23 protein-coding genes are annotated in these 22,602 nt (G+C 73.2%); 14 read left to right on the top strand and 9 right to left on the bottom strand.

Annotated features, from left to right (window positions below):
- From FVE25_RS41310 to FVE25_RS41295, 4 genes are all read left to right on the top strand, one after another.
- A complete protein-coding gene (locus FVE25_RS41310; protein ID WP_157252947.1) occupies positions 1-825 on the top strand; it encodes an SDR family oxidoreductase in 825 nt (274 codons plus the stop codon).
- 545 nt (positions 826-1,370) lie between these two features.
- Positions 1,371-3,080: an ABC transporter ATP-binding protein gene (locus tag FVE25_RS41305; RefSeq protein WP_246268255.1), complete on the top strand. Its 1,710-nt coding sequence runs from the start codon at positions 1,371-1,373 to the stop codon at positions 3,078-3,080.
- 93 nt (positions 3,081-3,173) lie between these two features.
- Positions 3,174-4,739, top strand: coding sequence for an OmpA family protein (locus FVE25_RS41300; protein ID WP_157252945.1), 1,566 nt, complete (start codon positions 3,174-3,176; stop codon positions 4,737-4,739).
- A gap of 160 nt (positions 4,740-4,899) precedes the next feature.
- Entirely contained in the window at positions 4,900-5,970 is a 1,071-nt protein-coding gene (locus tag FVE25_RS41295; RefSeq protein ID WP_157252944.1) for an acyltransferase family protein, read from the top strand.
- Here the strand turns inward: FVE25_RS41295 and FVE25_RS41290 are convergent.
- Positions 5,926-7,131 carry an ROK family transcriptional regulator gene (locus tag FVE25_RS41290; protein ID WP_219825887.1) on the bottom strand — a complete coding sequence of 402 codons (1,206 nt, stop codon included), beginning with the start codon at positions 7,129-7,131 and terminating at the stop codon, positions 5,926-5,928. The genes FVE25_RS41295 and FVE25_RS41290 overlap by 45 nt on opposite strands.
- A gap of 56 nt (positions 7,132-7,187) precedes the next feature.
- Between FVE25_RS41290 and FVE25_RS41285 the strand changes: the two genes are divergently transcribed.
- A complete protein-coding gene (locus tag FVE25_RS41285) occupies positions 7,188-8,285 on the top strand; it encodes an MFS transporter (RefSeq protein ID WP_157252943.1) in 1,098 nt (365 codons plus the stop codon).
- Here the strand turns inward: FVE25_RS41285 and FVE25_RS41280 are convergent.
- On the bottom strand, positions 8,252-9,397 hold the full coding sequence (locus FVE25_RS41280; RefSeq protein WP_219825886.1) for an MFS transporter: 1,146 nt from the start codon (positions 9,395-9,397) through the stop codon (positions 8,252-8,254). The genes FVE25_RS41285 and FVE25_RS41280 overlap by 34 nt on opposite strands.
- Positions 9,394-9,942, bottom strand: coding sequence for a Chromate resistance protein ChrB (locus FVE25_RS41275; protein ID WP_157252942.1), 549 nt, complete (start codon positions 9,940-9,942; stop codon positions 9,394-9,396). Before FVE25_RS41275 ends, FVE25_RS41280 begins: the two co-directional genes overlap by 4 nt.
- Positions 9,943-10,082: 140 nt before the next feature.
- On the opposite strand from FVE25_RS41275, the gene FVE25_RS41270 reads away from it, so the two are divergent.
- From FVE25_RS41270 to FVE25_RS41260, 3 genes are read left to right on the top strand one after another with little or no spacing between them, the layout of a single operon-like run.
- The gene (locus FVE25_RS41270; RefSeq protein WP_181019882.1) at positions 10,083-10,856 is read left to right on the top strand and encodes a hypothetical protein; all 774 of its coding nucleotides are present in this window, start codon (positions 10,083-10,085) and stop codon (positions 10,854-10,856) included.
- Between the two features lie 33 nt (positions 10,857-10,889).
- The gene (gene ppk2, locus FVE25_RS41265) at positions 10,890-11,690 is read left to right on the top strand and encodes a polyphosphate kinase 2 (RefSeq protein ID WP_157252941.1); all 801 of its coding nucleotides are present in this window, start codon (positions 10,890-10,892) and stop codon (positions 11,688-11,690) included.
- Positions 11,691-11,749: 59 nt separating this feature from the next.
- A complete protein-coding gene (locus FVE25_RS41260; RefSeq protein WP_157252940.1) occupies positions 11,750-12,202 on the top strand; it encodes a DUF1801 domain-containing protein in 453 nt (150 codons plus the stop codon).
- A 42-nt stretch (positions 12,203-12,244) separates the two neighbouring features.
- Here FVE25_RS41260 and FVE25_RS41255 read toward each other — a convergent pair whose 3' ends face one another.
- Complete coding sequence (locus FVE25_RS41255; RefSeq protein ID WP_157252939.1) at positions 12,245-13,168, bottom strand: AraC family transcriptional regulator; 924 nt, start codon at positions 13,166-13,168, stop codon at positions 12,245-12,247.
- Positions 13,169-13,270: 102 nt separating this feature from the next.
- On the opposite strand from FVE25_RS41255, the gene FVE25_RS41250 reads away from it, so the two are divergent.
- From FVE25_RS41250 to FVE25_RS41240, 3 genes are read left to right on the top strand one after another with little or no spacing between them, the layout of a single operon-like run.
- The gene (locus tag FVE25_RS41250; protein ID WP_157252938.1) at positions 13,271-14,266 is read left to right on the top strand and encodes a zinc-dependent alcohol dehydrogenase family protein; all 996 of its coding nucleotides are present in this window, start codon (positions 13,271-13,273) and stop codon (positions 14,264-14,266) included.
- Between the two features lie 25 nt (positions 14,267-14,291).
- Positions 14,292-15,146, top strand: coding sequence for an alpha/beta fold hydrolase (locus FVE25_RS41245; protein WP_157252937.1), 855 nt, complete (start codon positions 14,292-14,294; stop codon positions 15,144-15,146).
- 19 nt (positions 15,147-15,165) lie between these two features.
- A complete protein-coding gene (locus tag FVE25_RS41240; RefSeq protein ID WP_157252936.1) occupies positions 15,166-15,735 on the top strand; it encodes a hypothetical protein in 570 nt (189 codons plus the stop codon).
- Here the strand turns inward: FVE25_RS41240 and FVE25_RS41235 are convergent.
- Entirely contained in the window at positions 15,732-15,959 is a 228-nt protein-coding gene (locus FVE25_RS41235) for a hypothetical protein (protein ID WP_157252935.1), read from the bottom strand. The genes FVE25_RS41240 and FVE25_RS41235 overlap by 4 nt on opposite strands.
- A 49-nt stretch (positions 15,960-16,008) precedes the next feature.
- Between FVE25_RS41235 and FVE25_RS41230 the strand changes: the two genes are divergently transcribed.
- On the top strand, positions 16,009-17,103 hold the full coding sequence (locus FVE25_RS41230) for a glycerophosphodiester phosphodiesterase family protein (RefSeq protein ID WP_246268247.1): 1,095 nt from the start codon (positions 16,009-16,011) through the stop codon (positions 17,101-17,103).
- 46 nt (positions 17,104-17,149) lie between these two features.
- Complete coding sequence (locus tag FVE25_RS41225; protein ID WP_157252933.1) at positions 17,150-18,013, top strand: hypothetical protein; 864 nt, start codon at positions 17,150-17,152, stop codon at positions 18,011-18,013.
- Here the strand turns inward: FVE25_RS41225 and FVE25_RS41220 are convergent.
- A complete protein-coding gene (locus tag FVE25_RS41220; protein WP_157252932.1) occupies positions 17,986-19,359 on the bottom strand; it encodes an MFS transporter in 1,374 nt (457 codons plus the stop codon). The genes FVE25_RS41225 and FVE25_RS41220 overlap by 28 nt on opposite strands.
- Positions 19,356-20,009 (bottom strand): NAD(P)H:quinone oxidoreductase, encoded by a 654-nt coding sequence (gene wrbA / locus FVE25_RS41215; RefSeq protein WP_157252931.1) that lies wholly within the window; start codon positions 20,007-20,009, stop codon positions 19,356-19,358. The genes FVE25_RS41220 and wrbA overlap by 4 nt, the downstream gene beginning before the upstream one ends.
- 81 nt (positions 20,010-20,090) lie before the next feature.
- On the opposite strand from wrbA, the gene FVE25_RS56890 reads away from it, so the two are divergent.
- Positions 20,091-20,963: a nitroreductase/quinone reductase family protein gene (locus tag FVE25_RS56890; RefSeq protein WP_157252930.1), complete on the top strand. Its 873-nt coding sequence runs from the start codon at positions 20,091-20,093 to the stop codon at positions 20,961-20,963.
- On the opposite strand, the gene FVE25_RS41205 is transcribed toward FVE25_RS56890, so the two are convergent.
- Positions 20,906-21,520, bottom strand: a complete 615-nt coding sequence (locus FVE25_RS41205; protein WP_246268238.1) for an NAD(P)-binding domain-containing protein — start codon at positions 21,518-21,520, stop codon at positions 20,906-20,908. The genes FVE25_RS56890 and FVE25_RS41205 overlap by 58 nt on opposite strands.
- A gap of 131 nt (positions 21,521-21,651) precedes the next feature.
- Positions 21,652-22,596 carry a threonine ammonia-lyase gene (locus FVE25_RS41200; RefSeq protein ID WP_157252929.1) on the bottom strand — a complete coding sequence of 315 codons (945 nt, stop codon included), beginning with the start codon at positions 22,594-22,596 and terminating at the stop codon, positions 21,652-21,654.
- Positions 22,597-22,602: the final 6 nt, after the last annotated feature.

Here is a 22,602-nt window from a genome sequence, read left to right as displayed (position 1 = left end):
ATGACACACACCACCGCACCCATCCTCGTCCTGGGCGGCACCGGGACCGTCGGCAGCAGGGTCGCCGCCGGGCTGCGTGCCGCCGGCCGCGCCCACCGGGTCGCCGCCAGGCGCGCGGAGGTGAGGTTCGACTGGTCGCTCCCCGGCACGTGGCCGGCCGCCCTCGACGGCGCCCGCACGATGTTCGTGCTGCTGCCGGATCAGACGGCCCTGCCGGACGATTTCCTGCGTACGGCCCGCCGCCACGGCGTGGAGAAGGTGGTGCTGCACTCGGACCGGGCGGTGGACGTCATGAACGTCACCAGCCTCCAGGCGGCCGAAGCGCAGGTGCGCGCGTCCGGGTGCGCGTGGACGATCGTCCGCTCGGACTGGTTCGACCAGGACTTCGAGACCTTCTTCCGGCAGCCCGTGCTCGACGGGCGGCTGTGCGTGCCGGTCGGCTCGGTCCGGCAGGGGTTCGTCGACGCCGGCGACATCGCGGCCGTCTGCGTGGAGGCGCTGCTCGGTGAGGACTTCGCCGGGCGGATCCTGCCGCTGACCGGTCCTGTGGCGTTGTCGTTCCGCGAGGCGCTCGATCACCTCCAGCGCGTCACGGGGCTCCGCGTCGAATTCGACGGGACCCCGGACGGCTACCGCGCGGCGCTGCGCGGCGACGGCGTGCCCGAGGAGGCCGTCGAGACGCTGATCGCGAACTTCGCCGCGGCGGCGGCGCAGGGCGACACCCGGCCCACGGGCGTCGTGGAGGAGGTTCTCGGGCGTCCCGGCAAGGACTTCGGGGCCTACGCCGAGGAGGCCGCGGCCCGGGGAGCGTGGCGACAGACCTGACCTCCTTATCCCGAAACTTCAGAACTCTTCACCATTTGTCGTATATCGCGTCATATGCGGCATTCGTGTTCGACTTTCCGGGGCCGGGCGGCGGTGGCCCGCGGCCCGCCCCGGCCCGCAGGGCCTCGCGAGCGGGGTCCTTTCGAATCCCCTGGCCGCCGCCGGGGATCTAGATCGAACGTCACGCCAAGAACGTACCAATACTCCCTCTATTCACTTATATGCGCCTTATGTGGTGTTACTGTCGATTTGTCGGCATACGAAAGCTCTCGACAGCGGGAGCTTGCTCATGAGGAGGGGATCATGGCACGTGTCGGCTTCCCAGCGAACTGGGATGACTGGGGCTGGGGCGGAGGCTGGGGCTGGGGCCACCGCCGCTGGCGGCGGCGCGGCTGCGGCTGGCGTCGCAGGAGGTGCGGCTGCCGCAGGAGATGGTGGTGGTAAACACCGCTCAGGAGAGCCGACGGTCTATCCGCCGGCTCTCCTTCTCGTCTCGGGCCGGGACGCGGTCGGAGGCGGGCGGCGTCGACATGGCGCCGACCGTCATGATCCGCAAGACTCTCCGCGAGTTCTGGCCCGACACCCACGGCCTGCGCAAGTGGTTCGTGATCGGCGGGATCCTCGCCATCGTGGCCGCGTTGTGCGAGGTCGCCGCGATCGCCCTGTTCGCCGTGATCACCGATGAGGTGCTCAGCCAGGGAGACCTGGGGGCGTTCTGGACACCCGCCTTGACCTGGCTCGGCCTGGCGGCGGTGGCCGGGGTGGTCTCCTTCGCCGGCTCCTACCTCACGTCCCTGGGCGCCGAGCGCTTCCTGCTCAAGCTGCGCGATCGGGTGTTCGCGCACGTGCAGACACTGACGCCGGACTTCTTCAACAACAGGCGCCTGGGCGACCTGATGGCGCGGCTCACCGACGACATCGAGGCGATCGAGGAACTGGTCGGATCCGGCCTGGTCAAGGCGTTCACCACCGTGGTCAGCGTGATCTTCTTCGCCGGCGCCGCGTTCGTGGTGCGCTGGGACCTGGCGCTGGTCACCTTCGCGCTGATTCCCGCCTTCCTCATCGTCTCCAAGCTCTTCGCCGGCCGGTTCCGCGTGGCGGCGGGCCGCGAACGCCAGAGCAACGGCGTGATGAACAGCGTCATCGAGGAGAGCCTGTCCAACCAGACCCTGGTGCAGAGCTACAACCGCCAGGCGGCCGAGTCGAAGAACCTGCACCGCCAGGGCGCGAACTGGCTGCGGGCCAACATGCAGCAGGCGTGGCTGTCCAGCATGTACGGCCCGACCGTCCAGATCTTGCAGACCACTTGCATGATCGTCATCCTGGGCTTCGGCGCGTGGGAGATCTCCGCCGGCCGCCTGACCATCGGCGGCCTGCTGGCCTTCGCCGCCTACCTGGCCTACCTCTACCCGGCGGTCCAGGGCCTGGGACAACTGGCGCTCGAGATCTCCGAGGCCGCGGCCGGCTCCGACCGCGTGCAGGAGATCCTCAAGGCCCGTCCCGGCGTCACCGACCGCCCCACCGCCGAACCGCTCCCGGCGCGGGCCGCCGGCAGGATCGCCTTCGAGCGGGTCGGCTTCACCTACCCGAACCGGACCAGGCCCGCCCTGGCCGGCCTGTCCTTCACCGCCGAGCCCGGCGACATCGTCGTCATCACCGGGCCCAGCGGCGCGGGCAAGTCGACCCTGGCCAAGCTGCTGCTGCGGTTCTACGAGCCCACCAGCGGGCGCATCCTGCTGGACGGCACGGACATCCGCGACATCACCGGCGCCTCCCTGCGCGAGAACATCACGCTCCTCCAGCAGGAGGGCCTGGTCTTCTCCGGCACCGCGCGGGAGAACATCGCCTACGGCCGGCCCGGCGCCACCATGGAGGAGATCGTCGAGGCGGCCAAGCTCGCCGACGCGCACGACTTCATCAACCGGCTGCCCGGCAAGTACGACACCACGCTGGGACAACGGGGACGGCTGCTGTCCGGCGGGCAGCTCCAGCGCATCGCGATCGCCCGCGCCCTGCTGCGCGACGCTCCGGTGCTCGTGCTGGACGAGCCGATGACCGGGCTGGACGCGGCCACGGCCGCCCGGGTGATGGAGCCGCTGCGACGGCTGATGGCCGGCCGTACGACCATCCTCATCACCCACGACCTGCGGCACGTGCCGGAGACGGCGCGCACCATCGTGCTGGAACCGGTCCGCCGGTCGAACCGGATCAAGCTACGCCACATGACGCCCGTCCTGTCGAGGATCGCGCGTTAGAAGGGGGTTTGCAGGAGGGCGTCAAGCGGTGTGCAGGGCGGTTGCCCGAGTCTTTCTCCCGCCAAGATCAACGCATGACAGGGGGAGAGACTCTTGACGAGAGGTAACGGCTGGGGCCACCTCGCCGGCGCGGCCCTGCTGGTGGTGGGGGCGGCCACCGGCTGCGCGGGCGGCAGCCCGAGAGCCGCGGGCACGAGCGCGCCGGTCAGCGGCAGCGCGACCGGCACACCGCAGACGCCGAAGGACAGCACCCCGGAGGCGACGCCCACGGACAACCCCGCGCCCACCGACAGCCCGGCGGTCACGGACAGCCCGGCGGTCACGGACGACCCGACGCCGGCGGCCAGCCAGGGGACGGGCATCGTGGCCGGGCCGCTGTCGTCCGGCTTACCGATCGAGGCGCGCGACATCCGGCTGGTCCGCACCGGGGACAAGGAGATCGCGCTGCAGTTCGAGTGGTTCAACGGCACCAAGGAGAGCTACGCGCCCAGTTCCACGGCCGTGTCGAAGGTGCAGCGCGGCCTGGACCTGATCGACCTGCCCAGGGGCACGCACTACGGGGTGATCGGCTCCCTGGACACCGCCGACGGCCGCCTGAGCGACAGCTCCGACACCGCGGTGGACCCGGGCAAGTCCACGCTGGTCACCGCGGTCTTCGCGGCGCCGCCGAAGGAGACCGGCGCGATGCTGGTCGTGATCGACGGCGTGCACCCGGTCGAGGTGCCCGTCCAGCCCCAGGGCTCCCCGGCCCTGGTCGACGACCCGGTCCTGCACGTCACCGGCAGCGTGGACCGCAAGGTCAGCCCCATGGTGTGCAAGTCCGCCTCCGGCGACGGCCGCAAACCGGCGCCCGAGGAGTACCTGCTGCCCAGCGACGTGCTGTTCGCCTTCGGCAGCGCCACCCTCACCCCCGCCGCGAACGCGGCGATCGAGGACCTGACCAAGCAGGTCAGCGCCACCGGCGGTGCCGTCACGGTCGAGGGCCACACCGACAGCATCGGCGACGACCCGGCCAACAAGACCCTGTCGCGCCGCCGCGCGGACGCGGTGATGACCAAGCTGCGCGGCCTGCTCGGCGAGGACTTCACCTACCGCACGGCCGGGTACGGCGAAGCCAGGCCGGTCGCCCCGAACACCACGGCCGGCGGCGGCGACAACCCCGAGGGCCGGGCGCAGAACCGCCGCGTCGAACTCAAGATCCAGACGGCCGGGGCCGCGGCCCCCAAGCTGGAGGCCCGCCCGCTCACCACGGAGGCGTCCGCCGCCGGTCTGCGGGCCGAGGCGGAGAGCGTGCGCCGCGTCGCCGGATACCTGCTGGCCAAGGTCAAGGTGAGCAACCCGACCTCCGGCCCGGTCGTCTTCGACCTGTCCACCAGCTTCACCAAGGACGAGGTCTCGCCGGGCGAGCTGTCCCTGGCCGACACCGCCGGCCAGGCTCGCGCCGAGCTGTGCCAGGTGGCCGAGCCGACGTATCACGAGTTCGCCGGCAACGTGCACAACTCCTTCGCCCCCTACCTGGAGGGCCTGGGCAAACTGCCGGCCGGGGTGACGACCACGGTGTGGGGGGTGTTCAAGGCGCCGCCCGCGAAGGTGACCGGCGTGGAGGTGGAGGTCGGCGGCTTCGGCGAGCCGTTCCCGGCCCCGATCACCGCGGAGTGACCGCGCGACGCCCTTCCCGCGGCAGGCGGGAAGGGCGTCTGTGCCGTTCGGGGCACATGGGACACATGATGCTTTGTGTGAACAAATCCCGGTAATCCATCGTCAATCTGTTGGTAAGCGCAATCATGGACCCTTTGGTTGAGCGAGGAGGGACAGGGGCATGCGTGGTACCTCAGACAGGCTCTTCGAGATTGACGGATTGCGGATCGTCGCCGCATTGTGCGTGGTTTTATACCACTACACGTTCTCGGCCTGGGTGGGCGGCACCAGCCCGGTGGCCTTTCCGGCGGAGAGCATGTGGTCGCGATACGGCTACCTCGGCGTGGACCTGTTCTTCATGATTAGCGGGTTCGTGGTGCTGATGAGCGCATGGGACAGGACTCCCCGGCAGTTCGTGACCTCGCGGGTGATCAGGTTGTACCCGGCCTACTGGGTCGGCCTGGCGCTGACCGCGCTGATCACGCTCGCGCTGGGCGCCGGCGTCTTCCAGGTCACCATCCCGCAGATCCTCGCGAACCTGACGATGTTCCAGGCCGTGATCGACGTCCCCAACGTGGACGTCGTCTATTGGACGCTCTGGGCGGAAATGCGGTTCTACGTCCTCATCCTGCTGCTCACCTTGATCACCATAACGAAGGCGCGGGTCATGGCGGTGCTGTGGGGCTGGCTGGCCGTGACCTTCGCGGTGGAGCTGGGCGTGCTGCCGAAGGTCGCCGACCTGGTGGTGCAGTCGGAGTTCTCCCACTACTTCATCGCCGGCATGGCCCTGTTCCTGCTCTACCGCTTCGGGCTTAACTGGCAGATCGCGCTGATCGTGCCCTTGTGCCTGGGCAACGCGGTCTTCCGGGCGATCGGCTACTCCGAGGCGGTCGGGCGCCGCTACCACGTCGAGTTCTCGCCGGTGGCCATCACGGTGATCGTGACACTGATCTTCGTGGTGATGCTGCTGGTGGCGCTGCGCGTGACCAAGCCGCTGGCCAAGCGCTGGCTGGTGGTCGCGGGCGGCCTGACCTACCCGCTGTACCTGCTGCACGCCCACATCGGGATCATCGCCTTCAACCGGCTCGGCGACGCGGTCAACCGGTATGTGCTGCTGTTCGGCCTCGTGGTGGTCATGTGCCTGGCGGCCTACGCCGTACACCGCTATCTGGAGACGCCGCTGGCGCCCAAGCTCAAGGGCCTGCTGTCACCCCGGCCCCAGCGGCCCGCCGAACCCCTGCTGCCGCGCTGAACCCCGGCGCCCGGCCTCCCAGGCGCTGAGCCCCTCCTCGGTGAGCACCTGGTCGAGCGCGATCGCCGCCGCCCCCCACAGCGCGCCGTCCGAGCCCAGGACCGCGTCCACCACCGGCGGCGGATCCTGGCGGTGGTAGCGCATGAGGCCGGCGCTCAGCGAGTCCGCGAACTCGGGCCCGGCCGCCGCGCGCAGGGGCGCGGCCAGCCCGCCGAGGGTGACGACGCCGGGGTCGAAGGCGTTGATCAGCCCGGCCAGGCCCCGGCCCAGGGCGGCCGCTGCCTGCCCGGCCGCCGACCGGACGGCCGCGTCCGAGGCCGCCTCGTCCAGGCACGCCTGAAGGAAGGTGCGCGCGTCCCGGGGCGGCGGCTGGCCGAGGTGGCGGGCGATCGCCCGGCCGTCCACGGTGAGGTCCCAGCACCCCCGGCTGCCGCACGGGCACTCCAGCGCGGGGTCGCCGAACGGCATGTGCCCGAACTCGCCCCCGGCCCCGGTCGCCCCCGCGATGGGCCGCCCGTCCACGATCAGCGCGCCGCCGACGCCCACCTCGATCGTGACGTGCAGCGCCGTGCCCACCCCCGCGGCCGCCCCGTGCCGGGCCTCGGCGGCACCGGCCAGCGTCGCGTCGTTGCCGATCAGCAGCGGATCGGCGGCCAGGGCGTCGAAGTCCACCGCGTCCCAGCCCAGCACCCCCGACTGCACGACGCGGCCGTGCCGTACCGTGCCCGCGACCGCCACCGAGACGGCCCGCACGCGCCGCCCGTGGCGCGCCCGCACGCGCCGCACGGCCTGTGCGAGGGTCCCGACGAGCCGCGACGGCTCGCGGCTGGCGTGCGCGGCGGCCTCGGCGAGGTACGGCCGGCCGTCCAGGCCCGCGACCGCGCACCGCCAGTCCCCCTGGCGGACGTCGAGCACCACGACCAGCGGGCCCTCGGGGTGCGGGCGCAGCTCGGTGGTGGGCCGCCCCCGGCCGGTCGCGGCGGCGGGGGACTCGGCAAGCAGGTCCAGCTCGCGCAGCCGGGCGGTGATCTCGGTGGCCGACCCCGTGGACAGGCCGAGCCGCTGGGCCACGGCGGCCCGGGTCACGCCGGGCCGCCGGCGCATCTCCGCCAGCACGGCCAGGGCCCCGCGCCACCGGGCGCCGCTCATCGGGCCTTTCATGGGATGTCCGCCTCCTTTATGCTCGCGGCACGAGTTTATTGGAAGGAGCCCGCGCCGTGTCCGACAGGCAGGTGGTGTTCGCGCAGGTGGGCCTGGGATTCACCATCAACAGCCTCGGCGCCTGCCTGGTGCTGCTCGCCAGAGATCTTGCCACCCCCGCGGCCGGGCTGGCGTGGTTGTCGTCGTCCTTCGGCGCGGGACTGCTGGCCGCCGGCCTCGCCGGCCGCTGGGTGCTCCGGCGCCACCCCCAGCCGGTCCTGCGGCTCGCCGCCCTGGTCACGGCCGCCGGAACCGCCCTTCTGGCCACCGCGCCCGTCGCCGCGCTCGCCGCTGCCGGCGCCATCCTGCTCGGCCTCGGCGCCGCGGGCGTCGTCCTGGTCACCCCGGCCCTCCTGCGCGGGCAGGACCTCGCCCCCCGGCTCGCCCGCGTCAACGCCGCCGGGAGCGTCGCGGCCCTGCTCGGCCCGCTCACCATGGGCGCCCTCGACACCGCCGGGGTCAACGGCCGCCTGGCCCTGCTGGCGGCGGTGGTCCCGCTCGTGCTCGTCGCGGTCGAGGTACGGCCCGGCGCACGCATGACCGGCGCGGACGGCGCCCTGCCCCGCCGGGCCGCGGCCGTGGCGTGGTCGGCCATCGTCGTGGCCGTGTCCATGGAGTTCTGCTTCTCGATCTGGGCCACGGCCCGGCTCCAGGTCAGCGGGCTGAGCGCCGGCACGGCCGCGGCGGCGGCCACCGCGTTCCTGGCCGGGATGGCGGGCGCGCGGCTGCTGGCGCCGCGCCTGCTCCGCCGCGGGGTCCCGATCGTGCCGCTGAGCTGCGGGCTGGTGGCGGCCGGGACCCTGATCGTCGCCCTGGCCGGCACCCCCGCGCCGATCGCCGCCGGACTCCTGGCGGCGGGACTGGGGATCGGGCCGCTGTACCCGGTGACGCTGGCCCGGCTGGTCCAGGTGCCCGGCCTCACCGGTGCCCGGTCGGCCGCCTATGGCGCGCTCGCCTCCGGCACCGCGATCCTCGCCGCTCCCGCCGGGCTGGCGATGCTCGGGGCCGCCCTGGACCTGCGGACCGCGTTCCTGATCACGGTCATGCCGCTGGCCCTGCTCCTGCTGCTTCTGGCGCGGGCTCAGCTCGGGGCCTCCGCCGTACGACCCCGGTAGAGCACGGCGCCCAGGACCAGCAGCACGGCCAGCGCGGCGTAGCCGTACGCGAGCGTGGAGACGGTCGCCACGCCCGCCACGAGCAGTGGCCCGCCCGCGTCGCCGAGCTCGCGCCCGAGCTCGGCCGAGCCCATGGTCTGCCCCATGCGCTCCGGCGGCGTGGAGGCGGCCAGGGCGGCGAAGCCGAGCGGAGTGATCAGTCCCGTTCCGGCGCCGACGAGGGCGGCGGCCGCCAGCACGCCCGTCAGCCCGGGTACCGTCGCGGCGGCCAGCCCGGCCGCGGTGACCAGCAAGCCGGTCAGCAGCCCGGCGCGCGTGGTCAGGCGTCCGGAATCCAGGGCGCGCCCCGCCCACGGCTGGACGAGGGCGGCCGTGGCGGCCAGGACGGAGACGGCCGCGCCGGTCGCGACCGTGCCCAGCCCGGCCGCCGCACCGGAGACGGGCAGGAAGCCCACCCCCACCGACAGCGCGGCGGTGGCGGCGGCCAGGGCCGCGGTCGGCGCGAGGAAGGACCGGTCGGCCAGGCGCCGGGCCAGGTCGGCGAGCGTCTGCCGCGCGCGCGGCAGCGGTGGTACGGCCGGCACCGCGAACACCGCCCACAGGGCGACCGCCACCGCGCACCCCGCCATGACCGCGAACAGCAGCCGCAGCCCGCCCACCTGGACCAGGACACCGCCGAGCAGCGGGCCGAGGGTGTAGCCGATGGACTTGGAGAAGCCGTAGCCGCCGAACGCCCGCCCGTGCCCCGCGGCCGGGGTGAGGCGGGCGACCATGGCCGAAGCCGACGGCGAGAACGCCGAGGCCGCCGCGCCCTGGCCGAGCCGGGCCGCCCACAACCAGCCGGGGCTGTCCGCGACCGCGTACAGCGCGGAGGCGGCGGCGAACGCGATCAGCCCGCCCAGCAGAACCGGCTTGCCGCCGATCCGGTCGGCCAGGGAGCCGAAGACGGGTTTGAGCACCACCTCGGCCCCGTCGTAGAGGGCGAGCAGCGCGCCCAGGACGAGCAGCGAGGTGACGGCGTCTTCGGAGAAGCCGCCGAGGTTGGCGGCGATGCCGTGCGCGCCGAAGGCGGTGGTGAACCCGGCCGCGTACAACGGCCACAGGGGCTTCACGCGGAGTCCCCTCCGGTGGTGTGCAGCGCGGTGAACACGCGCTCGGCGTAGTCCTCGCAGACGCTCACGCACTGCTTGAGGCGGGTCGAGGCCGCGGCGGCCTCGGGAGCGCCGAACACGTCCCGCGCCGTCAGGTCCCGGTGCCAGCGGCGCAGCCGTTCCAGACTCTGTTCCTCTTCCTCGAGTTCGGCCAGGGTGAACTTGGCCGTGCGGATCTCCTTGGCGATCTCCTCCTCGAATCTTCCGCACTCCGCCAGGAACTCCGCCCAGTCCGCCGACCGGGCGGCGGTGAACATCTCCTGCAACCCGGCGGCGTCGGCGGCCGTGCGACCGGCCGCCTGGAGCGTCACGCCCTGGCCGCCGGCCCCGGCGGTGAGCTCCAGGGCCCGCCGCACGCCCTCGTCGAAAACCGGCGCCTCGGGCACGGCCCAGATGCCCTGGCCCAGGGAGAGCGCTCCGATCTTGCGGAGTTCCCGCCACACGGCCACCCGGTGCCGGGTCGGGTCCGCGGGGAGCTTGATCACCAGAATGAGCCACCGTGTCACAGCAGAGAATGTAGCAGGCGTTACATTCTGTTCGTCTCCATGGCGAGCGCGCGGCCCGCGTTCGAGAGCAGAAACGACACCACGGGGCCCTGCAGGCCGGCGTGCTTTCCAGGACACACCGGCGGAGAGACAGTGGAGGCATGAACCTCCGGGTCATCCTCTGCCTCGCGGTCCTGGCCGCCGGTTGCGGCGCCACGGCGCCCCCCGCCGCCACGGCGACGCCCACCGCGACGGCGACGCCCACCGCCACGGCGCCCCCGGCCGCGACGGCGACGCCCACCGTGACGCCGGAGACGCTGATCGAGGGCGTCTACCAGCCCCTGTGGCCGTTCGCCGGCCTGCGCGAGGCCCGGGAATGGCAGGACCGCGACCGCCCGCAGGGCCATCAGCCCTGGCACGAGGACGCGCCCTTCACCGCGCTGTCCTTCACCCAGGGCTACCTGGGACTGCAGGAGATCGACCAGGTCGTCTCGACCAGGATCCAGGGACGCCACGCCCGCGTCACCGTCGGCTACCGCAGCCCCGAGAGCAAGCAACCGGCCCCCGCCGCCGTGATCCACCTGATCCGGTACGGCCCCGGCGAGCACGCGCCCTGGGAGGTGGTGGGCACCGACGACACCACCCTCACGCTCACCACCCCGAGGTACGGCAGCGCCGTACGCTCCCCGGTGACCGTGGGCGGCCGGATCACCGGCGTGGACGAGAGCATCCGCGTCCGGGTCCACCAGCCGTCGGCGGCCAAGCCGCTGGCCGAGACCGCGGGCGTGCCGGCTGGAGGCGAGAACCGGCCCTGGTCGGCCGAGGTCGCGTTCACCGCGAAGCCGGGCGAGGTGGTGACGATCGTGGCGGTGACCGGCGGGCACGTGGCCGACGTGGAGCGCTTCGCCGTCACCGGGGTCACGTCCGGACCGTAGGGTGCCTGTCAACGAGGATGCGAGAGGACGGGCATGGGCGAGGACAGGCTGCGACGCAAGCCGTACGAGAAGGAGCTGTTCCGGCTTCAGGGTGAGCTGGTGAAGCTTCAGGAGTGGGTGCGCGCCGAGGGGCGGCGGGTCGTGGTGGTGTTCGAGGGGCGTGACGCGGCCGGCAAGGGCGGCACGATCAAGCGGGTCGCCGAGTACCTCAACCCCCGGGTGACCAGGATCGTCGCACTGCCGGCGCCGACCGAGCGGGAACGCACGCAGTGGTATTTCCAGCGGTACGCCGAACACCTTCCGGCGGCGGGGGAGATCGTGCTGATGGACCGGAGCTGGTACAACCGCGCCGGCGTGGAGCGGGTCATGGGCTTTTGCACGCAGGAGGAGCACGCGCGGTTCCTGCACCAGTGCCCGATCTTCGAGCGCCTGCTGGTGGAGGACGGGATCCTGCTGCGCAAGTACTGGTTCTCGGTGAGCGACGAGGAACAGGAGCGGCGCTTCCGGGCCCGGCTGGCCGACCCGATGCGCCAGTGGAAGCTGTCGCCGATGGACCTGGAGTCGGTGACCCGCTGGGAGGAGTACTCACGGGCCAAGGACGAGATGCTCGTGCACACCGACATCCCCGAGGCGCCCTGGTACGAGGTGGAGAGCGAGGACAAGCGGCGGGCCAGGATCAACATGATCTCCCACCTGCTGTCCACGATCCCGTACCACGAGGTGAAGCGCGCGCCCCTGGAGATCCCCGAACGGCCGGAGGCGGCCGGCTACCAGCGCCCGCCCCGCCGCCCGGAGACGATCGTGCCCGACGCCGCCGCGCTGCTGAAGGGCTGACCCCCATCGGTCAGGAATCGAGAAGCGCCGCTCACCCGCCCGCGCCTAGCGTGACGTGCATGGACAACAGCAGCGCAGCCACCCCCGACGGGTTCACCGACGTCGAACGCGAGGCGATCAGGCAGCGGGCCGCGGAACTGCGGCAGGACGCCCGCCGCGGGACCGGCGCGGACAAGGCCGCGGCCGACGAGGAGGACGTGCTCAGGGTGATCGCCGACCTGCCGCAGCCCGACCGCGCGATCGCCGAGCACCTGCACGCCGTCGTCGCCGTGCAGGCCCCGGACCTGTCGCCGAGGCTGTGGTACGGCATGCCCGCCTACGCCCGGGACGGCAAGATCCTGTGCTTCCTCGTGAGCGCGCAGAAGGAGAAGGCGCGCTACTCCTCGCTCGGCTTCAACCCCGAGGCGAACCTCGACGAGGGCGCCATGTGGCCGACGGCCTTCGCCATCACGGAGCTGACCGAGGCCAGCGCGGCGGCGATCGGCGCGCTCGTCAGGAAGGCGGCCGGCTGAACCGATCCGCCGCCCCGCGCATCCGATCAGGCGTGAGCGGGATCATTCCCGGGTCGCCGTGCCCCTGCGGTATCTCCCCGGTGAGATGCCGAACGCACGCTTGAACGCCTTGGCGAAGGCGAACTCCGAGGAGTAGCCGCTGCGCCGGGCGACGAGGTGCAGCGGGGTGTCGCCGCCTGTCAGCAGGCGGCCCGCGACGGTCATGCGCCACCAGGTCAGATAGGCCAGCGGCGGCTGCCCCACCAGGGTGGTGAACCGGCGGGCGAAGGCCGCGCGGGACAATCCGGCACGTGCGCTGAGGTCCTCCACGGTCCAGGGGCGCGCGGGGTCGTCGTGGAGCGCGTGCAACGCGTGGGAGATCGCCGGGTCGGCCAGCGCGGCGGCCCATCCGGCGCTCGCCTGCCCGGCGTGCTCGTGCAGCCAGGCGCGCAGGATGTAGAGCAGCAACGCGTCCAGCAGCGCGGGCACCAGCGCGTCCGAGCCCGGCCCCGGCCGCTCGAGTTCGGCGCCCAGCAGGTCGACGGTGGCGCGCAGGGCGGGGTGTGCGCCGATGCGGGCCGGGAGGTGGATGACGTCGGGCAGCCCGGTCAGCAGCGGATGTGCCCGGCCCCGGCTGAGCCGGTAGGCGCCGCACAGCATCTGGACGACCGGGCCGGGGCCCGGCGGGGCGTCCTCGGTCGTCTCCCAGGTTCCCGCCGCGGTCTGGACGACGTCGGCCAGCGGCGACGCGGGATCGTCGGCGACGGCATGTCCCCGGCCGTGGGGAAGGAACACCACGTCGCCCGGCGCGAGGGGGACCGGATCACGCCCGTGGGGGAGGAGCCAGCACGACCCCTGCAGGACGACGTGGAACCCCGCGCCGTCCGAGGGGGCGAACCGCATCCCCCACGGCGCCGACAGCATCGTGCGGGAGGAGTGCGGCTGCCCCGTCCGCATCGCGGCGATCGCGTCGCTCACCACATCCACGCCACCACCCTAGCCATGCCTCCACCCTCGAAGACGATGAGACATATTCACGAGACTTTCCGGCATGGATAGTCTCCGTAGTCGTTGAGTACCGTCCTGCGCATGACCACGGACCAAGCGCGCGCGGTGCGCTTTCACGAACTCGGCGGCCCCGACGTCCTGAAGCTCGAGCAGGTACGGCTCACGCCGCCCGGCCCGGGCGAGGTACGCGTCCGGGTCGAGGCGATCGGCCTCAACCGTGCCGAAGCCCTGTTCCGCTCGGGCTACTACTACCAGCCGACGCTCCCGGCCTCCCGGCTCGGCTTCGAGGCGGCCGGCACGGTCGAGGAGGCCGGCCCCGGCGTCGAGGGCTTCGCTCCCGGCGACCCGGTCAGCATCCTCAGCGATCAGGAAATGTCCCGTCACGGGGTGTATGCCGACCGGCTCAACGCGCCGGCCCGCTCCCTTCAGCCCCGCCCCGCCGGACTGGACGCGACCACGGCCGCCGCCGTATGGACCTCCTACCTGACCGCCTACGGCGCCCTCCTGGAGGTGGCACGGGCGCAGCCGGGCGACGCCGTCCTCATCACCGCCGCCTCCAGCGGCGCCGGGCTCGCGGCCATCCAGGTCGCCGGCCACGTCGGCGCGGTCCCCATCGCCGTCACCCGCACCCCCGCCAAATCCGCCGCCCTCCGGCGCGCCGGAGCCGCACACGTCCTGACGACGCAGGAGGTCGACCTGACCGCCCGGGTGCGGGCCGTCACCGGCGGCTGGGGCGCGAAGGTGGTCTTCGACGCCGTCGCCGGCCCCGGCCTGACCGACCTCGCCCACACCGTCGCCCCCGGCGGCCTGCTCATCGTGTACGGCTGGCTCGACACCCGGCCCGCGCCTCTGCCCATGAACTGGCCGCTGACCGTGCACGGATTCAACGTGGACCTCGTCACCGGCGACCCCGGCCGCCTGGCCCGCGCCCGGGCCTTCATCATGGCGGGACTGCGCTCCGGCACCCTGGCACCGGTCATCGACCGCACCTTCGACCTGGAGGACATCGTGGAAGCACACCGTCACCTGGAGTCCAACACCCAGATCGGCAAGGTCGTCGTCACCGTCCGGCACTGACCGCCAACGCGGCTACGGTGACCACATGATCCACCTGAACGGCGTCCCCATCGCCTTCGATCGCACCGGCACCGGCCCCGCCCTGGTGTTCCTGCACGCCGGGGTGGCCGACCGCCGCCAATGGCGGCACGCCTACGACGCCCTCAAGGCCGGCTACGACGTCACCCGCTACGACGCCCCGGGTCACGGCGACTCCGGCGACCCGCCGCGGGATCACGCCCCCCACCGCACCCTGCTGGCCCTGATGGACGCCCTCGGCATCGAACGCGCCGCCCTCATCGGCAACTCGATGGGGGCGGCCTACGCGGCCGAAGCCGCCCTGGCCGCGCCGGAGCGCGTGACGGCCCTGGTCCTCATCAGCCCCGGACTGAGCGGCCACACCTGGCCGCCCGAGATGCTCGCCCAGGTACGCGAGCGTGTCCACAGCGCCGTCCCCGCAGCCGCGCTGGCCCGCTACGCCCGGGGCGCGGCCGTCCCCGACCCGGCCCACGCGCTCGCCCTGGCCAGGGCCCACACCCGCTGGCAGGTCGCCGGTCCCGGCCGTACCGAAGACGACCTCGACCCCCGGGTGTGGGCCCTGGCCGTCGACATGCTCCAGAACGTCTTCCAGCGCACCTGGACCCGCCCGAAGACCGCCGAACTGCCCCTCGAGCCCCCGGCGGCCGGGCGCCTGCACACCATCGCCGCCCCCACCCTGGTCATCAACGGCCTGGCCGACGTCCCCGGGATCCAGGAGGTCGCCGGCCTCTACCACAGCCGCATCCCCGGCGCCCGCCGCCTCGACCTGCCCGCCACCGGCCACCTGCCGCCCCTGGAACGCCCGCACGAGGTCACCGGCGCGACGGCCGCCTTCCTGCAAGAGGTCCTGCCGTCCCGGTGACGCCCCTACGGTGGACCGCATGATCGACCACTACCGGCGATTGTTCGCCCGGCACCAATGGCTGGAGAACGCGCTGTGCTGGATCGTGGTCCAGCCGCCGGCCGGGGAGCCGAGCCTCGATGACGTCCTGTGGCGTCTGAACGGCGGGCGCGCCCCCGAGATCGCCGACGCCGACCGCCGCGAAGCCGGCCTGGAGAGCGACGCCGTCGCCCTGATCCTGGCCGAGGGCGACGGCGCCTGGGGCCTGCTCGACTGCGGCGACGGCTACCAGCCCGATCTCGCCGCGCTCAGCTCGGGAAGCCGCGCCTGGATGACCACCTGGCATCCCAGAGGCGGCGAAACCCTCGTCTACGCCGCCGGAGGTGCGATCCGCGCCTCGATCCGTGACTTCGTCTTCGCCGAGCATCCCATCGAGACCGGCGACCCCGCCGCCCTGGAGGGCTTCCGCCGCCTGCTGGCCACGGCGGAGCCCGGCGACTTCACCGGCATGCGCGCCGCCGCGTTCGCGTTCATCGAGGCGTCCACCGGCGTGGGCCTCGATCCCGGCTGGCTGGAGGAGGAGGGACCGGTCGTCTTCCTGACCTCCTAGACGGAGTCGCGCCCCGCCCGGCCGAGCACGTCGCGGATGAGCGTGACCACCTCGCCGGGCGTGAACTCCATGGCGTTCTCGCCGACGCTGATCTCGAAGCTGCACCTGCCCGGGTCGGGGTTGGACCGGACCCGGCCCCAGAGCTGGATGCCGTGCTCGGCGAGGATCTGCGCCCCGGCCCGCTCGATCGCCCGCCGCGGCGCCGGCAGGTGGATGTGGAACAACGGCGTCTGCGGCGGGTCCGGGTGCGTGCGGGTGTGACGAGGCGCTCAGGTGACGTTCGCCGCGCGATCAACCTCCGGCCGCCCGCCGTACGCCCTGGGGCAGGAGCGTGGGCGCATGCGTACCGCCCTCGTTATCGCTCTCGCGTTAGCCGTGTCCGTCCCCGCGACGGCCCACGCCGAATCCCGCCGCACTCTCGACCTCCAGGCGCACCGCGGCGGCCTGGGGCTGGTGGTGGAAAGTTCGCTGGCCGGGTTCGCCAATGCCCTGGAGCTGGGCGTGTCCACGCTGGAGCTGGACGTCCAGATCACCGAGGACGGCCAGGCCGTGGTCACCCACGACCGCCGGATCAACAGCCGCAAGTGCCGCGACACGGCCCCTGCCACACCCGGTGACCCCGAGTTCCCCTACGTCGGCAAGTACATCAACACGTTGACCCTCGCCCAGGTCCGCACCATGGACTGCGGCTCGCAGACGCTGCCCGAGCACCCCGGCCAGCGCGCCGTGCCCGGCGCCCCGATGGCCCTGCTCAGCGAGGTCTTCGACCTGGTCAACCGCTACCGCGCCCACCGGGTGACGCTCAACGTCGAGACCAAGGTCGAGGCCGGCGCCCCGCACGAGACCGCGCCGCGCGAGCAGTTCGTGCAGGTGACCCTGGCCGAGATCCGCAGGGCGCGGCTCTGGAACCAGGTCACCATTCAGAGCTTCGACTGGGGAGCCCTGATGCGCGTGGGCGAACTCGCCCCCCGGCTGCCGCTGGTGGCGCTGACCAACTACGACTTCCTGCAGGTGGGCAAGCCCGGCGCCTCCCCGTGGCTGGGCGGCATCGACATCGACGACTTCGGCGGCGACCCCCTGCGCGCCGTCAGGTCCTTCGGCGCCGACGCCTTCTCCCCAGTGCACGGCTTCCCGCAGAACGGCAAGATCACCGACCCCGGCTACGTCCCCTACGTCACCAGGACCATGGTCAGCCGGGCCCACCGCCTCGGCCTCAAGGTCATCCCGTGGACCGTGGACGACGAGCCGACCCTGAACAAGCTCATCGACGACGGCGTGGACGGCATCATCACCGACTACCCCGACCGCCTCCGGGCCGTCATGGCCGCGCGCGGGCTGCGCCTGCCCAAGCAGTACCGCCCCCGCTAGCCTTCTGCCGTCGGGGTGACGACGGCGTGGCACGCGAGGTGGAGTCGTGGTGGAGGAGATCCGCCGGCCGGAGAAGCCGGCGAGCGCGGTGTGGCTGCGTGCGCACCTGGCGGAGCTGTGGCCCGGTGCGGCGCCGTTCGTGCACGAGTGGGCCGACCCTTACCGGGTGCGCCGGGCCGGGGAGCCGGCCGGGTACCGGCACCTGGTCCTGGCCGCCGCCGCCGGCGGGCGGGTCTCGCCGGGCGTGGACGGGGTGCTCGCGGCGCTGCGCGATGCGGGCTGGAAGGCCCGGGAGCCGCGTGTCTTCCACGGGGAGAGCGTGGCCAGTGCCACCATCGACGCCTTCGAGGTCCGGGTGTACGAAGGCGCCGGTCCTGGAGTCCTGTACGTCTGCGGCTGGACGCCCGTGGTGTTCCGGCCCGGGGAACGGCCGCGGCCCCAGCCACGCCACACCATGAGCACGGTCTGGGAGGCGGTGCTCTGCGACGAGTGCGACGGGCTGGGGGCGTGCCCGGATTGCGAAGGCACCCTGTTCGCCCCGCACACCTTCCGCCGCGGCAGCTACTCCGGCTACGGGTGCCTGGGGTGCAGCGCCAACAACACCGGGCCGGGCAACTGCGCGAGCTGCGGCTCACGGGGATGCCTGCCCGCGGGCTCGCCGTACGGGGAGGACGGCCGCCCCGGCCCGGCGGGCGTGACCGCGGGCACCCGGACGGTGGCGTCCGGCGCGGAGGCGCTCGCCGAGGTCGTCCGCCGGCCGTGCGCCGGTTGCGGCGAGGTGCGCTGCGCCTGGCGCAACGCCGTGGTGACGAGCGGGGACGACCTCGTCTCCTGCTTTTTCGCCACCTGCCCGGACTGCGGCGCCCGGCGAGCGCACTCCTTTCACCTCTCCACGGCAGCGGGAGGCTGAGCCGGCAGGAGCAGGCTGATCACCGCGATGGCCAGGCCGAGCCCGGCCGCCATGAGGAAGACCACGTCGTAGCCGGTGGCCGTGGCGAGCACCGCCAGGCCGAGCGAGCCGCCCACCTGGACGGCGGTGTTGGCCAGGCCGCCGACGGTGCCCGCGTCGCCTTCTGGAACGCCGGCGGTCGCGGCGGCCATGAGGGTGGGGAAGGTCAGCCCGATGCCCGCCGCGATGAGGAGGGTGGGGCCGAGCACGCCGACGACGTAGCCGGTGTCCGCGTGGGCCAGCGAGAACCAGCCGAACCCGGCCAGGAAGCCGGCGCTGCCGGCCAGCACCAGGGGCCGTGCGCCGATGCGCGGCAGCAAGGCCGCGGCCTGCCGGGCGATCACCATGAACGTCACCGCCGCGGGCGTCTGCCCGAGCCCGGCCTGAAGCGCGCTGAAGCCCAGGACGTTCTGCAGGAACAGCGAGCTGAAATACCACATCGCGATGGCGATGCCGCCGAACAGCAGCAGCATGGCGTTGCCCGCCGCGACCCCGCGGATCCGGAACAGGCGCAGCGGCGTCATCGGCCGGGCGGCGAACCGCGCCTCCACCACGAGGAAGGCGGCGAGCAGGAGCAGGCCGGCCGCGACCGGCCCGTAGACCTGCGCGGCGGCCCAGCCGTGATCGGCGCTCCGCATGACCCCGTAGACCAGCGCGGCCAGTCCCGCGGTGCCCGTGACCGCGCCGATCAGGTCGAGCGGCTCCCGCCGGCCGGCCCTCGTCCCGGCCAGAGACATCACGGTCACCGCGATCAGCACGACGCCGATCGGCACGTTGAGCAGGAAGACCCATCGCCACGACAGGCCGGTGGTGATGGCGCCGCCCACGAGCGCGCCCGCCGTCCCGCCCACGCCGCCCGCGGCCGACCAGATGCCGAACGCCCTGGCCCGCGCTTTCGGCTCGGTGAACGAGGTGGTGATCACGGCCAGCGTCGCCGGGGCCATCAGGGCGGCGCCGACGCCCTGCGCGACGCGCGCCGCCACCAGGACTCCCGGCGTGGCCGCCAGGCCGCCGGCCAGGCTCGCGACGGAGAACAGGACCAGCCCGCCGGCCAGCATCCGCCGCGGGCCGAACAGGTCGGCGGCGCGCCCGCCCAGCAGCATGAACCCGGCGAAGGTCAGCAGGTAGCCGTTCACCACCCAGGCCAGGCCGGTGGGCGTGAAGCCGAGTTCCTCGCGGACCGCGGGCAGGGCGACGTTGACGATGGACGCGTCCAGGATGACCATGAACTGGCTCGCACCCGCCAGCGGAAGGACCATCCAGGCGTACGGCCCGGCCCGCCGGGGTCCGGCGGCGGTGCGCGTCATGACGTCCTCGCGGTCGCCGGCACGGCGGTGTCGCCTGCGGCCCGGCGGCCCTCCAGCAGCCGGATCGTGATCTCGGCCAGCCGTCGCCCCTGGTACCTGGCCGCGTCCAGCGCCGCCGCGTCGGGGCCGCCGCCCGCCGGGCCGCTGACGTAGGACGTGCCGTAGGGGTTGCCGCCCGCGGCGGACACGACCGGATCGGTGAAGCCGGGCGGGACGATCAGCGCGCCCCAGTGGTAGAAGACGTTGCCCAGTGACAGGATCGTCGCCTCGCTGCCGCCGTGCCGGTTGAACGCCGAGGTGAAGGCCGTCACCGGCTTGTCGGCCAGGGCGCCCTCCCGCCACAGGACGCTCGTCTGGTCGATGAACTGCTTGAGCTGCGCGGCCGGTGCGCCGAAGCGGGTCGGCGTGCCGAAGGCGAACGCGTCGGCCCATGCGAGGTCCTCGACCTCGGCCCGGGCGATCGACGCGGCGTCCTCGACGTGGCGGCGCCACCGGGGGTTCTGGTCGATGGCCTCGCCTGTGGCCAGTTCGGCGACGCGGCGCAGCCGTACCCCTGCTCCCGCCGCAGCGGCGCCCTCGGCGACGGCCTGGGCGAGCGCGTGCACGGCGCCCGTCGCGCTGTAGTAGATGACGGCGACCTTCGCGGTCATGCCTGTCTCCTCACCGTCGTGTAGAGTTAGTTATGCGCATAATGTTATGCGCATAACTAATCTGCCCGTCAAGGAGTGCCCATGGACTTCACGCAAGCCGACGCCGTCAACCAGGCCATTCGCCTGCTGAGCCTGCGCCACCGGGCCAGGGCCGCCGCGCTGCTGGCCCCGCTCGGCCTGCACACCGGGCAGGAGGCGCTGCTGCTCGAGCTCGCGCGTACCGGGCCGAGGATCCAGGCCCAGCTCAGTGAGGCGCTCGGGTGCGAGCCGCCCAGCGTCACGCTGATGACCCGCAAGCTCGAGGCCGCCGGACACATCCGCCGCACTCCCGTCCCCTCCGACAAACGCGCCAGCGTCGTCGAGCTCACCGAGAGCGGCAAGGCCCTGGCCGAGCAGGTCAAGGACCTCTGGGTCGCCCTGGCGGAGGAGACGGTGCTCGGCCTGCCCGCCGACACGGTGGCGGCGCTCCCCGGCCTCCTCACCACGTTGACCGCGAACGTGGACACCCGGCGCCCCCGGCGGCAGGCGGCCGCCTACGAGCCCAGCGCGTCGGCGTGGGTGCGTGAGCACGTCGAGCGGATCATGCGCACCGGTACGACCGACGGGGTCACGATCAAGGACCGGCCCGTCGTGCTGATCACCTACCGGGGCCACAAGTCGGGCAAGATCCGCAAGACGCCGCTGATGCGGGTCGAGCACGAGGGGCGCTACGCGGCCGTGGCGTCCCTGGGCGGCGCGCCGGCCAACCCGCAGTGGTATGCCGGCGTGCTCGCCGAGTCGGTCATCGAGCTCCAGGACGGCACCGTGACCAGGGAGTACCGGGCGCGCGAGGTGTCGGGTGCGGAGAAGGCCCTGTGGTGGGGGAGGGCGGTCGAGGCGTACCCGGACTACGCCGACTACCAGCGCAAGACCGACCGGCAGATCCCGGTCTTCGTCCTCGAACCGATCACCTGAGCCGTTTCGTCAAGGCCGCCGCAGCTCGGCGTGGAGTCCGTCCAGGGCCGTGGCCAGGGCCGCGGAGTTGGCCGGGCCGAACCAGGCGGTACGGATGCGCTCGTTGCTCCCGCCCGGGGTCTCGTGGTCGGCGGCGAGCCGGTGAAGGGAACGGGTCCCGTCGCCCAGGGAACGCCCGACCCCCTCGAAGAGGCCGCGCACGGGCGCAGGTCGTCGACGCCGACTCCGGCCATCACGTTGACCACCACCTTGCCGCCGTCCACTCGCAGGCCGGAGAGCGCTTCGTGCCGGTCGCGGCCGCGCACGGCGACGAGCACCAGGTCGGACCGGTCCACCACCTCCTGGTTGCCGCCGCACACGCGTACGCCCTCGTAGCGGGCGGACAGCTCCGCGGCCGTGCGGGCGCCTCGCGGGGAGAGGAAGATCTCCGGGTGCTCGCCTGCGCCCTCGCACAGGCCCGTCACGACGGCCCGCCCGATCTCGCCCACCCCGATGACGCCGATGCGCTTCACCGTGCCGGCTTCCACCGCGTCTTCTCCCACCGTGCCGGCTTCCACCGCGTCTTCTCCCACCGGGCCCGCTTCCACCTCGTCTTGTCCTACCGCGTCTTGTCCCATCGCGCCGCTTCCGTCGTGGCCCGCTCCCGTCGCGGGTTGCTCTCCTCGCGGCCCGCGGCCATCGGGGGTGGTCACCGCCCGAGCCTGGCGGCGAGGTCGGCGAGCTGCTCGGGCCGGGGGTTCGCGCCGGTCAGCACGGTCGCGATCCGTTCGCCGCCGGCCTGGCCCGTGGCGATGGCCGCCAGCCCGGCCGCGCCGGCGGGCTCCAGCAGCACGCCGATCGTCCGCGCGGCCCGCTCCATGGCGTCGGCGATCGCCTCGTCCGTCACCAGGACCATCTCGTCGACGAGCGCCATCGCCCGCCGTACGGACTCCTCGATCGGGCTGGAGATGGCGATGCCGTCGGCGAAGGTGTCGGCCCGCTCGATGGCCACCGCGTGGCCGGCCCGCAGGCTGAGCTGCATCGACGGCGCCCCGGCGGCGTTCACGCCCACGATGCGGGTGCCGGGCGCCGTCGCCTTGACCCAGCGGGCCACGCCGGTGATGAGCGCCCCGTCGCCGACGGGCAGCACGATCGTGTCGAAGACGTCCCCTGCGGTCAGTTCCATGCCGATCGTGCCCGCCCCCTCCGCGATCTCGGGCTGGAGCCCGTCGGAGATGAAGACGGCGCCGGCCTGCTCAGGCTGCGCGGCGTAGGCGGCCGCGGCGGCGCGGGCGGCCGAGCTGTCGCGGCCGGCCGGGATGAGCCGCGCGCCGAACGACTCCATCCTGGCCCGCTTGCCGGGGTTGACGTGCTCGGGCACGAACACCTCGACCCGCATGCCCCGGGCCCGGCCCGCGTACGCGACCGCCTGCCCGAAGTTGCCCGACGAGGCGCAGATGACCCGGGCGCCCGGGTTCAGGGTGCTCAGCATCAGGTCGGCGCCCCTGCCCTTGAAGCTGCGCACGGGGTTGGCGGTCTCCAGTTTCACCGTCACGCGGGGGTCCAGCTGCTCCTCGACGTACTGAGGGGTGCCAAGGAACACCGGGTCGATCTGCCGGGCGGCCCGCTCGATGCGGGTCAGGTCGAGGTCCATGGCGTG

It is taken from the genome of Nonomuraea typhae (assembly GCF_009760925.1).
GTDB lineage: Bacteria > Actinomycetota > Actinomycetes > Streptosporangiales > Streptosporangiaceae > Nonomuraea > Nonomuraea typhae.
Note: the sequence above shows the minus strand (reverse complement) of the source record. Positions and strands in the feature narration are given on the sequence as shown.